Source organism: Pseudomonas fulva NBRC 16637 = DSM 17717 (assembly GCF_000730565.1).
Lineage (GTDB): Bacteria > Pseudomonadota > Gammaproteobacteria > Pseudomonadales > Pseudomonadaceae > Aquipseudomonas > Aquipseudomonas fulva.
In genome coordinates this window covers 249,416-262,351 of record NZ_BBIQ01000003.1, presented here as the reverse complement: position 1 = coordinate 262,351, position 12,936 = coordinate 249,416, and the positions used below count along the sequence as shown (strand labels likewise).

General features: G+C 62.9%; 7 protein-coding genes and 1 other RNA gene. 3 read left to right on the top strand and 5 right to left on the bottom strand.

Annotated features, from left to right (window positions below; genetic code table 11):
- The first annotated feature begins 44 nt into the window (after positions 1-44).
- Positions 45-494, top strand: a complete 450-nt coding sequence (locus tag PFU01S_RS05475) for a DUF2846 domain-containing protein (protein WP_028687964.1) — start codon at positions 45-47, stop codon at positions 492-494.
- A gap of 142 nt (positions 495-636) precedes the next feature.
- On the opposite strand, the gene ffs is transcribed toward PFU01S_RS05475, so the two are convergent.
- From ffs to PFU01S_RS05455, 5 genes are all read right to left on the bottom strand, one after another.
- Positions 637-733: signal recognition particle sRNA small type (gene ffs / locus PFU01S_RS21645), an RNA gene on the bottom strand.
- A gap of 218 nt (positions 734-951) precedes the next feature.
- Positions 952-3,282: an NAD-dependent DNA ligase LigA gene (gene ligA / locus PFU01S_RS05470; protein WP_028687965.1), complete on the bottom strand. Its 2,331-nt coding sequence runs from the start codon at positions 3,280-3,282 to the stop codon at positions 952-954.
- 225 nt (positions 3,283-3,507) lie between these two features.
- Entirely contained in the window at positions 3,508-4,398 is an 891-nt protein-coding gene (zipA, locus tag PFU01S_RS05465; RefSeq protein WP_027916009.1) for a cell division protein ZipA, read from the bottom strand.
- Between the two features lie 204 nt (positions 4,399-4,602).
- Positions 4,603-8,094 carry a chromosome segregation protein SMC gene (smc, locus tag PFU01S_RS05460; RefSeq protein WP_027916008.1) on the bottom strand — a complete coding sequence of 1,164 codons (3,492 nt, stop codon included), beginning with the start codon at positions 8,092-8,094 and terminating at the stop codon, positions 4,603-4,605.
- Positions 8,095-8,097: 3 nt separating this feature from the next.
- Positions 8,098-8,757, bottom strand: a complete 660-nt coding sequence (locus PFU01S_RS05455; protein ID WP_023535885.1) for a GntR family transcriptional regulator — start codon at positions 8,755-8,757, stop codon at positions 8,098-8,100.
- Between the two features lie 268 nt (positions 8,758-9,025).
- Here PFU01S_RS05455 and xdhA point away from each other — a divergent pair, with 268 nt between their 5' ends.
- Together xdhA and xdhB are read left to right on the top strand one after the other, a co-directional pair.
- Positions 9,026-10,480, top strand: a complete 1,455-nt coding sequence (gene xdhA, locus PFU01S_RS05450) for a xanthine dehydrogenase small subunit (protein WP_027916007.1) — start codon at positions 9,026-9,028, stop codon at positions 10,478-10,480.
- The gene (xdhB, locus tag PFU01S_RS05445) at positions 10,473-12,869 is read left to right on the top strand and encodes a xanthine dehydrogenase molybdopterin binding subunit (RefSeq protein WP_028687966.1); all 2,397 of its coding nucleotides are present in this window, start codon (positions 10,473-10,475) and stop codon (positions 12,867-12,869) included. Before xdhA ends, xdhB begins: the two co-directional genes overlap by 8 nt.
- The last annotated feature ends 67 nt before the right edge of the window (positions 12,870-12,936 follow it).

Genomic DNA, 12,936 nt, shown 5'->3' with positions numbered 1-12,936 from the left:
GAAGCGCTGATCATTCAACATTCATTATCGACAAGGAAATCTCGATGCTGTCTCGCATCAAGCTGTTCGCTACTGTCATCAGTCTGGCTATCTTAACGGGCTGCGCCTCCGTACCCATGGAGAGCCCCGAAGCAGACGCCGCGCTAAAGACGTTTGCAGCACCGCCCGCCGACCAGGCCGGCCTCTATATCTACCGTGACAACTTCGTCGGTAAAGCCCTGAAGAAAATCGTCACTGTCGATGGCAAGATCGTGGGACAAACTGCAAACCGGGTCTACTTCTACCGCCTGGTTACCCCTGGCCCGCACAAGATCGGCACTGAGTCCGAATTCAGTGACAATGTCATCGATTTGATGGCGGTGGGCGGGAAGAATTACTACATCCGCCAATCGATCAAAGTTGGCGTTTTCGTAGGCGGTGCGAAGTTGGAGGTTGTGCCTGAAAGCGTGGGCCAGGCCCATCTGCAGAAGTGCACGTTGGCAAAATCACAGTAACCCCAGCGCCTGATGCTGCGTATGCGGTAGTGTGCGCAGCGTTATAGCCAGTGTTCGCAGTGCGGGCACTTACGAAAAAACGGCACAGTTTAGGTGACTGAGCGCTTGGCCTTGTAGAATTCAGGGCCTGAAATGGAGGCGGCCCCGCCAGCCACACCCCGGCACTCGATGTTCCCGCTATGGCTGCTCCCTTCCGGGCCTGACCAGGTTAACGGGTAATCAATGCGGGAGGACCGACAGGGCCACCACTACATGTCTCGCTGAACAGCGAGTGGCGCCATTGTACCGGTCCTGAGCCCAGATACAACCTCTGCGGCAGAAAAAGTCATCATTTCTCAATGACTTGTCTGGCTAGCGCGCGCCACACGGTCAAACACCCTAACCCGCCAGCGGCCCCGGCCGCCAAGATGGACAAGTGCCGGCACTCACGCAACGGGTCAGCACAGCCCCAGGGTGATCAGACCTCGATGCCCTGCTGGGCAAGAAACGCCACAAACGCCTCTTCATCGAGCACCTTCACGCCCAGCTCGCTGGCCTTGGCCAGCTTCGACCCGGCACCCGGCCCTGCCACCACGCAGTGGGTCTTGCCAGAAACCGACCCCGCCACTTTCGCACCCAGGCCTTCGAGCTTTTCCTTGGCGATGTCGCGGCTCATGCGTTCCAGGGAGCCGGTGAGCACCCAGGTCTGGCCCGCCAGAGGCAGCCCCTCGGCCACCTTCTTCTCGCTACGCCAGTGCATGCCGAAGGCCAGCAACTGCGCTTCGATGGCGTGGGCCAGTTGCTGGTTGGCTTCATCCCTGAAGAACGCGCGTACAGCCTCTGCCTGGCGCGTATTGAGCGCCTGGCGCAGGTCGATGCCATCCGCGGCGATGATCTTGTCCAGGCTGTCCAGGCGCGCCACCAGCTTCTGCGCGCCAGTCGGCCCTACCGAGGGGATGTCGAGCTTGGCGAGCAGGTCGGCCAGGGTGGTACTGGCGGCGAATTCGGCTGCCAGCTCGCCTTCGTCCTGCAACTGCATGCCGCTGTCCAGCAACTGGCGGATGACCTTCTGGTTGTGTTCGTCTTCAAAGAAGTTGTGAATCTCATGGGCCACTTCCAGGCCGATGTCCGGCAGGTAGGTGAGCACCTGCGGCAATGCCTGTTGCACGCGTGACAGGCTGCCCAGTGAGCGGGCCAGCACCTTGGCGGTTTCTTCACCGACATCGGGAATGCCCAGGGCATAGATGAAGCGGGCAAGGGTCGGCTGCTTGCTGGCGGCGATGGCTTCGAGCAGCTTGCGGCTCGACACTTCGGCAAAACCCTCGAGGCCTACGATTTGGTCGAACGCGAGCGTGTAAAGGTCGGCTGGTGAGGCAATCAGGCCCTCGTCCACCAACTGCTCCACGCTTTTCTCACCCAGCCCGTCGATGTCCATCGCCCGGCGCGACACATAGTGAATGATCGCCTGCTTGAGCTGCGCCCCACAGGCCAGGCGGCCGACGCAGCGGTACACGGCCCCTTCGCTGGTCACTTCCCTGCCCTTGCTGCGCTTGACCAGCTGGGTGCGCTCCACGTGGGAGCCGCACACAGGGCATTGGCTGGGCACCTGCACTTCACGCGCCCCTTCCGGGCGACGCTCCAGCACCACCTGCATCACCTGCGGGATCACATCACCTGCGCGGCGGATGATGACCGTATCGCCGATGCGCAGGCCCAGGCGTGCGATTTCGTCCATGTTGTGCAACGTGGCATTGGACACCGTGACACCGGCGACCTTTACCGGCTTCAGACGGGCGACCGGGGTAACCGCGCCCGTGCGCCCCACCTGGAACTCCACGTCCAGCACCTCGGTGAGCTCCTCCATCGCCGGGAACTTATGGGCGATGGCCCAGCGCGGCTCCCGGGCACGGAAACCCAGCTCACGTTGTGCGGCCAGGCTGTTGACCTTGAACACCACGCCGTCGATCTCGTAAGGCAGGCTGTTACGCCGTTCACCGATGTCGCGGTAATAGTCCAGGCATTGCTCGATGCCGGCCGCGTGCTTGAGCTCACGACTGATCGGCAATCCCCATGCCTTGAGTTGCTCCAGCGTGGCGATATGGCTGTCGGCCACAGGCGCGGACACCTGACCGACACCGTAGCAGCAGAATTCCAGCGGGCGACTGGCAGTGATCTTGGAGTCCAGCTGACGCAGGCTGCCTGCCGCAGCATTGCGCGGGTTGGCGAACGTCTTGCCGCCAATGTCGGCCTGGGACGCATTGAGCCGGTCGAAGCCGGCCTTGCTCATGAACACCTCGCCCCGCACTTCCAGCACCGCAGGCCAGCCTTGGCCGTGCAGCTTCAAGGGAATGTTGCGCACGGTGCGCACGTTGGCGCTGATGTCCTCGCCGGTGGTGCCGTCGCCTCGCGTGGCACCCTGCACCAGATGACCGTCACGGTAGAGCAGGCTGACCGCCAGGCCATCGAGCTTGGGCTCGCAGCTGAAATCCACCGCGTCTGGCTGGTCCAGCCCCTCCGTCACGCGGCGACCGAACTCGCGCAGGTCGGCTTCTTCGAAGGCATTGCCCAGGCTGAGCATGGGAACCTCATGACGAACCTGGCTGAATGCAGCAAGGGCCGCACCACCTACCCGCTGGGTGGGCGAATCGGGCGTGACCAAGTGGGGGTGCTCGGCCTCCAGCGCCTTGAGTTCGTTGAACAGCCGGTCGTACTCGGCGTCGGGCACGCTGGGTTCGTCCAGCACATAGTAGCGGTAGTTGTGCTGGTCGAGTTCGGCACGCAGTTCGTGGATGCGGGTTTCAGCGGTCATTTTTCAGCTTCTCTTGCAAAACGAAAGAGCAGCCTGGCAGCGTCTGGAGGGCCAAGCCTGGTCATCGCCTTCTGCCTTAGGCAACGAGCCCGCTTCACAGGTTCGACACAGACTCGAAAGACTGTGGTGAACCTGTGAAGCGGGCTCGCTTGCCGAAAGCCGATTCGATGAGCAAGAGGCCTGGGCCGACCAGCACGCCCCGAGGCTGCTCTTCGTCTGGATTTATCAGCGCTTCTGGGTCAGGGCGCGGCGCTCGAATTCCACGATGCGCTGGCGGTAGTGCTCGATGGTCTGCGCCGTCAACACGCTGCGCTGATCATCCTTGAGTTCACCGTTGAGCTCATGGGCCAGCTTGCGAGCGGCCGCCACCATCACGTCGAAGGCCTGCTTCGGATGGCGTGGGCCTGGCAGGCCGAGGAAGAAGCTCACCGCACGCGTGCTGAAATGGTCGATGTCATCCAGGTCGAAGATGCCCGGCTTGACGGCATTGGCCATGGAGAACAGCACTTCGCCGTGACCGGCCATGCTCTCGTGACGGTGGAAGATGTCCATCTCGCCGAACCGCAGGCCGCTCTCCAGAATGTTCTGCAGCAACGCCGGGCCTTTGAACCCGCCCTCGTCCCGGGAAATGACGCTGATCACCAGCACTTCCTCGGCCGGTGGCAGCTCCTTGACGCTGTTGTTGGCCGTTGCTGGGGATGGGCTACGGCCATTGTCCGCGGCGAAGTCGTCTTCCTCGTCGATCACGATATCCGCTTCGCGGGAAGGCGCGCTGAAGCCTGCGTCAACGCGTGGCGCTTCTGCAGCCGTCGGGCGTTTTGGCCACTTGCTGACCTTGGCGGGCTTGGGCTCACGCTCACGGTCGCGATCCGAGGCACTGAGCGACGGCAGATCACTTTCGTCCAGCTCAGGCTCCCTGTGGGTGTCGAGCACGCGGGGTGGGCCAAGTACTTCGGCGCCACCGCCTTCATCGTCCGCCGCATTGGCATAACTGCGGTCCAGACGGAATTTCAACTTGCCCTTGCCGCCGCGCATACGGCGCCAGCCGTCGAAAAGAATGCCGGCAATGACAATGATGCCGATAAGGATCAGCCACTCGCGCAGACCGATTTCCATGTAATCCCGTGCCTCTAATAAATATGCTGAAAACAAAGGCTTCAAAGGCCTTTAACACGTGGCGCCAAGCCTATGTTCTGACAGGCGTTTTACCCACGCAGAAAACGAGTGACATAAAGCTAGCACGACCAAAGACAACTTTACACCGTCTGTCTCACATGACAGGGGCATTTCAATGAAGATTGTGCCGTTTGACTACAGGTTTCACGCATCGACCATCGCCATTGCCGCCTCCACGTCCACGGCCACCAGGCGCGAACAGCCTGGCTCGTGCATCGTGACACCCATCAACTGGTCGGCCATTTCCATGGCGATCTTGTTGTGCGTGATGTAGATGAACTGCACGCTCTCACTCATTTCCTTCACCAGCCGGGCATACCGCCCGACGTTGGCATCGTCCAGCGGTGCGTCGACTTCATCGAGCATGCAGAACGGTGCGGGGTTCAACTTGAAGATGGCAAACACCAGCGCCAAGGCGGTCAGTGCTTTTTCGCCACCGGACAGCAGATGAATGGTGCTGTTCTTCTTGCCCGGTGGTCGCGCCATGATCGTCACCCCTGTATCGAGTAGATCTTCGCCCGTCAGTTCCAGATAAGCGCTGCCACCGCCGAAAACTTTTGGGAAAAGTGCCTGCAACCCGGCATTTATCTGATCAAAGGTATCTTTGAAGCGGTGGCGGGTTTCCTTGTCGATCTTGCGAATGACATTTTCGAGTGTGTCCAACGCTTCGACCAGGTCAGCATCCTGGGCATCGAGGTAGCGCTTGCGCTCGGACTGCTGTTCGTATTCCTCGATGGCGGCCAGGTTGATCGCGCCCAGCCGCTGGATACGGGCCTCCAGTTGCTCCAACGCCTGCTCGGTGCCGGCCTCGGTAACGTCGGGCTCGACCGTGGCGAGAACACCCTGCAAGTCGTAACCGTCGGCAAGCAACTGCTCCTGCAACGTGGTACGCCGCACTTCCAGGCCCTGACATTCCAGACGCAGTTGTTCAAGTTGACCGCGCAGCAACTGGGCCTGCTGCTCGGCCTGGGTGCGGCGCTTTTCGGCATCGCGCAGTTCGCGGTCGGCCTCGTCCATCTGCAAGCGTGCCTGGCGCATTTCTTCGTCGACACCCATGCGGCGTTCCAGCAGCTCTTCGAGCTTGAGCCGCAGTTCCTCCAACGGCGCCTCCCCCTCCTCCAGGTTCAGGCTCAACTGCTCCTGTCGCTCGCTCAGACGGGCCGCCTGCAGTTCCAGGCGTTCCAGAGCCTGACGCGTGGAGTCATGCTGGGCGCGCAACGACCCCAGGCGCACCGCCAGTTGGTGGGCATGATCCTTGTGCTGCCTGGCTTCCTGGCGAATACGGTCCAGGCCCTCACGCAGCCGGTCGCGCTGGGCCAGCAGCACTTCGCGCTGGTCGGTGTCCTGGGCCATCAGTTCGAGGGCATCCTGCAACAGCAAGCGGGCTTCGCCCAGCTGCTCATGCTCAAGGGCGCGCTGCTCGTCGAGCTCCGCCAGCTCCTCTTCCAGACGGCGGCGGCGCAGCGCGACCTGTTCGGCGCGGGCACGGTTGGCTGACAAGCTGGCCTTGAGCTCGGCCTGCAAGCGGTTTTCTTCCTGGGCGCGACGGCGTACCTGCTCGCGCTGCGCTTCCAGGTGCTGCTGCTGTTCACGCAAAGTCTGCAACTGCTGTTCAAGCTGCTGCAAGGCGATGTGCTGCTCGCGCTGACTGTGCTCGAGTCGTTCGATTTCCTGACCGCGCGCCAGCACGCCGCTCTCACCGCTACCCCCGCGGCGCACACGCAGGCTGTTTCGAGAGACCCAGTAGCCATCGCGGCTGACCAGGCTCTGCCCTTCGCCCAACCCGGCACGCAAGGCCAGGGCCTCGGCCAGGTCTTCCACGGGCCTGACCTGGCCCAGCCATGGCGCCAGGTCAACAGGACCCTGCACCCTGTCTAGCAGGCTGCCGGAAGTCGCTGCCTGGCTGGCGCAAGCCGCGAGCAGCAGGCTTACATCGCCCTGCTGCAAGCCTGCCAGGTCCAACGGTGCAAAGTCGTCCACCAGCACCGCTTGCAAATCGGCGCCCAGCACGGTTTCCACCGCAAGCTCCCACCCGGGCTCCACGCGCAGCGCTTGTGCCAGGCGGGGGCAGTCTGCCAACCCCTGCCCCTGCAACCACTCGCCCACACCAGCACCTGGGTCCAGGGCTGCCTGTTGCAGGGCTTCCAGCGATGCCAGGCGCCCGCCCAGGCGTTGCATATCGCCCTGGGCCTGCTGCTGAGCCAGCCCAGCCTCCTGCAGCGCCTGGCGCACCGTTTCCAGGCGCTCGATAACCTGCTCTTCCTCCTGTTGCAGTGCTTCGAGCGACAACTCGCTGCTGGCCAACTGTTCAACCTGCTCCAGCATGGCTGCGTCTTGCGGGTCTTCGCCCAACTGCGCCTGCTCGTCGGTGAGTTTGCGCTGACGCTCGGCCAGTCGCTCCAGGCCGCTTTCCAACTGCTGCAAGCGCGCCTGCTGCACCTCGGCCTGGCGACGCGGTTCAGCCGAGCGACTGTTGAAGGTGTCCCATTGCTCCTGCCACCCGTGCATGCCTGACTCGGCCTCTTCCAGCACGGCAGCGCTTTCTTCGGCAGCCTCCAGGGTCAGCGCCTGCTCGGGCTCAAGCATGGCCAGTTCTTCGCCCAGGGTTGCCAGCAGCGTACGGTCATGCCCCAGGTGCGATTCGGTTTCCTGGCGCGTGCGCTCGGCTTCCTTGAAATCGTCCTGCAATTGGCGCAGGCGTTGTTGGCCGTGCTGAATGCTCTGCTCGACCCGGGCGATGTCGCCGGCCACCGAGTAGAACCGGGCCTGCACCTGGTTGAAGCGCTCGGACAGCTCATGATGACCGTCACGCAGCCGCTCGATACTGGCATCGGCATTGCGCTGCTCGGCCACCAGTGCCTCGAAGGACACATCCTGGTTACCGATCACCGACTGGCGCTGACGAACCCGTTCATCCAGCTCGCGCCAGCGCAGCGCCGCCAGGCGTGCCTTGAGCTGGCGTTCCTGCGCCTTGTATTCACGGTACTTCTCGGCCGCCTGGGCCTGGCGGTGCAGGCGTTCGAGCTGGCGTTCCAGCTCCTCGCGAAGGTCGGTCAGGCGCGCCAGGTTCTCCTGGGTGCGGCGGATGCGGTTTTCGGTTTCGCGGCGACGCTCCTTGTATTTGGAGATACCGGCCGCTTCCTCGATGAAATTACGCAGTTCCTCGGGCTTGGCTTCGATCAGCTTGGAGATCATGCCCTGTTCGATGATCGAGTAGCTGCGTGGCCCAAGGCCGGTGCCCAGGAAAATATCGGTGATGTCCCGGCGCCTGCACTTGGTGCCGTTGAGGTAGTAGCTGTTCTGGCTATCGCGGGTCACCTTGCGCCGAATCGAGATCTCGGCGTAGGCGGCATACTCGCCCACGAGCGTGGTTTCGCTGTTGTCGAACACCAGTTCGATGCTGGCCTGGCTGACTGGCTTGCGGCCGCTGGAGCCGTTGAAGATGACGTCGGTCATCGACTCGCCGCGCAGGTTCTTTGCCGAACTTTCGCCCATCACCCAGCGCACGGCGTCGATGATGTTGGACTTGCCACAGCCATTGGGGCCCACGACCGCCGCCATGTTGCTCGGGAAGTTGACGGTGGTGGGGTCGACGAATGACTTGAACCCCGCCAGGCGGATGCATTTGAGGCGCATCGATCAGGGCCGGGCCAGCGCCGCAAGTACCAGTTCGCAACTGCGCTGGCCATAGGCGGTGAGTACTTCACGAATGCGCGGCAAGTCGCGCAGCACCACCGCCTCGAGCAAGTGACTGAACAGGCCCAGGTAATCGACCATGTTCGCTTGACGCTGGTCCAGGGACAGGTAGTAGGCGCGGCTCATGGCGGGTTGCAGGTTCTCGACGGTTTCCTGGAGGAACGGATTGTCGGCGAAGGGATAGGCGGCACGCATTACCTCGAAGCTCTCGGCCACGAACGCCTCGATGTCACGCGCGGCGTGAGCCACCTGAAGACGCTGCTGAATGTCCAGAAACGGGCGCAGTTCGTCTTCGTTGCGCCAGCGTTGTGCAACCGCGTTGCCCAGCAGGATGTAGAACTCGCTCATGAGCGTGCACAGGCTGCGCACACTGCGCTCGTCCAGCTCGGTGACGTGGGCGCCACGGCGCGGCAATATCGCCACCAGGTGGCGGCGCTCGAGGATCAGCAGCGCTTCACGCACCGAACCCCGACTGACGTTGAGCGCCTGGGTCACCTTCTGTTCCTGGATACGCTCTGCAGGCGCCAGTTCGCCGCGGATGATGCGCTCGGCCAGGTAATCGGCGATCTGCTCGGCGAGGCTGTCCGGGGCCTTGAACGTCATGGTTTTCCTTCAAATCACTGAACGGGGCACAAGGGGGCGGATTGTAGCCTACTTGCCCCTGGGAAGCGCAGCGGTGTATCGCGGTTTATTTGACCGCCCGGACAGCTGCCGAGTCGGCTCGATCTATGCTTGGTGTAAGCACCATCAACCAGGGTGGGCCGGCCGCCGGGCAATTTCCTGACCTTTGAGTCAGAAAAACATTGACCCGCGTGACAGGTGTTGCTTAGAGTCGGCCCAACAACAATAAAACCATTGCGAGGCCATCCCCGTGATCCAGTTTCTCGTCAACCAGGAGCTGCGCAGCGAGCACGCCCTGGACCCGAACATGACCGTGCTGCAGTACCTGCGCGAACAGTTGGGCAAACCCGGCACCAAAGAGGGCTGCGCCAGCGGTGACTGTGGCGCATGCACCGTGGTGATCGGTGAACTGACTCAGGACGACGCCGGCAACGATGCCTTGCGCTATCGCAGCCTCAATTCCTGCCTGACGTTCGTGTCCAGTTTGCACGGCAAGCAACTGATCAGCGTCGAAGACCTCAAGCACCAAGGCCAGCTGCACAGCGTGCAACAAGCCATGGCGGACTGCCATGGATCGCAATGCGGTTTCTGCACGCCAGGTTTCGTCATGTCGTTGTTCGCCCTGCAAAAGAACAGTCAGGGTGCCGACGTGCATCAGGCCCAGGAAGCACTGGCGGGCAACCTGTGCCGCTGCACGGGCTACCGGCCCATCCTGGACGCGGCCCGGCAGAGCTGCCGGCAGCCCTGCCACGATCAGTTCGATGCCCAGCAAGCGCAGACCATCGCCCGCCTCAAGGCCATTGCACCGTCGCAGACCGGCGAGCTGAACAGTGGCGACAAACGTTGCCTGGTCCCGCTGACCGTCGCCGACCTGGCCGAGCTGTACAGCTCGCACCCCGAAGCCAGGCTGCTGGCTGGTGGTACCGACCTGGCGCTGGAAGTCACGCAAATGCACAAGACCCTGCCGGTGATGATCTACGTGGGGCATGTGGCCGAGCTCAAGCGGATCGAGCAGACCGCCACCCACCTAGAAATCGGTGCTGCCACCCCACTGACCGACTGCTACCAGGCGTTGAATGCGCAGTACCCGGACTTCGGCGCGCTGCTGCATCGCTTCGCTTCGTTGCAAATCCGCAACCAGGGCACCCTGGGCGGCAACATCGGCAACGCTTCGCCCATCGGCGACTCACCGCCCTTGTTGATCGCACTGGATGCCCAGGTGGTCCTGCGCCAGGGCGAGCGCCAGCGCACGATGCCGCTGGAAGCCTATTTCATCGACTACCGCATCACCGCCCGGCAAGACAGCGAGTTCATCGAGAAGATCCTGGTACCCCTCGCCCGGCACGACTGGACGTTCCGCGCCTACAAGGTTTCCAAGCGCCTGGACGATGATATTTCGGCGGTGTGCGCAGCCTTCAATCTGAGCATCGAGCACGGTGTGGTCAACGGGGCACGCATCGCCTTTGGCGGCATGGCCGCCATCCCCAAGCGCGCCCGTGCCTGCGAGGCCGCGTTACTGGGCCAGCCCTGGAACAAGGCCAGCGTGGAGCGCGCCTGCCAGGCATTGGCCGAAGACTTCACCCCGCTCAGCGACTTCCGCGCCAGCCAGCAGTACCGCCTGCTGACCGCGCAGAACCTGCTGCGCAAGTACTTCATCGAACAGCAAACGCCGCACATCGAAACCCGGGTGACCGCTTATGTCTAATCATCATGTGGCAAAAAGCCAGGCCGAAATGGCCGACCTGTTCCGCCAGGACCTGACCACCGGGGTCGGGCGCAGCGTCAAGCACGACAGCGCCGACAAGCACGTGTCCGGCGAAGCGCTGTACATCGATGACCGACTGGAATTCCCCAACCAGTTGCACGTCTACGCACGCACCGCAGACCGTGCCCACGCGCGCATCCTGCGCATCGACACCACGCCCTGCTATGCCTTCGAAGGGGTACGCATCGCGATTACCCATGAGGACATCCCCGGGCTCAAGGACATTGGACCGGTGGTGGCAGGCGACCCCTTGCTGGCCATCGACAAGGTCGAGTTCTTTGGCCAGCCGGTCCTGGCCGTGGCCGCACGTGACCTGGACACCGCACGCCGCGCCGCCATGGCAGCCATCATCGAATACGAGGACCTCGAACCGGTGCTCGATGTGGTCGAGGCGCTGCGCAAGCGGCACTTCGTGCTCGACAGCCACACCCACCAGCGCGGTGACAGCGCCGCGGCCCTGGCCAGCGCGCCGCATCGCCTGCAAGGCACCCTGCACATCGGTGGCCAGGAACACTTCTACCTTGAGACACAGATTTCCTCGGTGATGCCCACCGAGGACGGCGGCATGATCGTCTACTGCTCCACCCAGAACCCCACCGAGGTGCAGAAACTGGTGGCCGAAGTGCTTGATGTGCCCATGAACAAAGTGGTGCTGGACATGCGCCGCATGGGCGGCGGCTTTGGCGGCAAGGAAACCCAGGCCGCGAGCCCGGCCTGCCTGTGCGCCGTCATCGCCCGCCTGACCGGGCAACCGACGAAGATGCGCTTGCCGCGGGTCGAGGACATGACCATGACCGGCAAGCGACACCCCTTCTACGTCGAGTACGACGTGGGCTTCGACGACCAGGGTCGCCTGCACGGCATCAACCTGGACCTGGCCGGCAACTGTGGCTATTCCCCAGACCTGTCCGGCTCGATCGTCGACCGCGCCATGTTCCATTCCGACAACGCCTACTACCTGGGCGATGCCACCGTCCACGGGCATCGCTGCAAGACCAACACCGCGTCGAACACGGCCTACCGAGGCTTTGGCGGGCCGCAGGGCATGGTCGCCATCGAGCAGGTGATGGACCATATCGCCCGATACCTTGGCCGCGACCCGCTGGCTGTGCGCAAGGCCAACTATTACGGCAAGGACGAGCGCAACGTTACCCATTATTACCAGACCGTCGAGCACAACATGCTCGAGGAAATGACCGCCGAGCTTGAAGCCAGCAGTGATTACGCCGAACGGCGAGCGGCCATCGGTCGCTTCAATGCCGGCAGCCCGATCCTGAAAAAAGGCCTGGCGCTGACCCCGGTCAAGTTCGGCATCTCCTTCACCGCCACCTTCCTCAACCAGGCAGGGGCGCTGATCCACATCTACACCGATGGCAGTATTCACCTGAACCACGGTGGCACTGAGATGGGCCAGGGCCTGAACACCAAGGTGGCGCAGGTGGTGGCCCAGGTCTTCCAGGTGGATATCGACCGGATCCAGATCACCGCCACCAACACCGACAAGGTGCCCAACACCTCCCCCACCGCTGCTTCCAGTGGGGCCGACTTGAACGGCAAGGCCGCCCAGCATGCCGCCGAGATTCTCAAGAAGCGTTTGACCGAGTTTGCCGCCAGGCATTACCAGGTCACCGAGGAAGACGTCGAGTTCCGTAATGGCCACGTGCGTGTGCGCGACCAGATCGTCAGTTTCGAGCAGTTGGTGCAGCAGGCTTATTTCGGTCAGGTGTCGCTGTCGAGCACCGGGTTCTACCGCACACCAAAGATCTTCTATGACCGCAGCCAGGCACGGGGCCGCCCCTTCTACTACTACGCCTTCGGCGCGGCCTGCGTGGAAGTGATCGTCGACACCCTGACCGGCGAGTACAAGATGTTGCGTGCCGACATCCTGCACGATGTGGGCGACTCGCTGAACCCGGCCATCGACATCGGGCAAGTCGAGGGCGGATTCATCCAGGGCATGGGCTGGCTCACCACCGAGGAGCTGGTGTGGAACGCCAAGGGCAAACTCGTGACCAATGGGCCGGCCAGCTACAAGATCCCAGCGGTGGCCGACATGCCGCTGGACATGCGGGTCAAGCTGGTGGAGAACCGCAAGAACCCAGAGGACACGGTGTTCCATTCCAAGGCGGTGGGCGAGCCGCCGTTCATGCTCGGAATTGCCGCCTGGTGCGCGATCAAGGATGCGGTGGCCAGCCTGGCCGACTACCGCGTGCAGCCGAACATAGACGCCCCTGCCACGCCAGAACGGGTGTTGTGGGGCTGCGAGCAAATGCGCAAGGCGGCTGCCGTCCAACCTGCGGTGCAGGAACTGGACGCAGTGAACAATTGAAGGTGCGTTGCCTGTTCGGGCCCCATTGCCGGCAAGTCGGCAGGAAGGCCTGAACTGGCATCCACAG

What these genes read in the sequence shown, in the direction of transcription:
- PFU01S_RS05475 (WP_028687964.1), top strand. Translation starts at nt 45, where the DNA reads ATGCTGTCTCGCATCAAGCTGTTCGCTACTGTCATCAGTCTGGCTATC.
- ligA (WP_028687965.1), bottom strand. Translation starts at nt 3,282, where the DNA reads ATGACCGCTGAAACCCGCATCCACGAACTGCGTGCCGAACTCGACCAG.
- zipA (WP_027916009.1), bottom strand. Translation starts at nt 4,398, where the DNA reads ATGGAAATCGGTCTGCGCGAGTGGCTGATCCTTATCGGCATCATTGTC.
- smc (WP_027916008.1), bottom strand. Translation starts at nt 8,094, where the DNA reads ATGCGCCTCAAATGCATCCGCCTGGCGGGGTTCAAGTCATTCGTCGAC.
- PFU01S_RS05455 (WP_023535885.1), bottom strand. Translation starts at nt 8,757, where the DNA reads ATGACGTTCAAGGCCCCGGACAGCCTCGCCGAGCAGATCGCCGATTAC.
- xdhB (WP_028687966.1), top strand. Translation starts at nt 10,473, where the DNA reads ATGTCTAATCATCATGTGGCAAAAAGCCAGGCCGAAATGGCCGACCTG.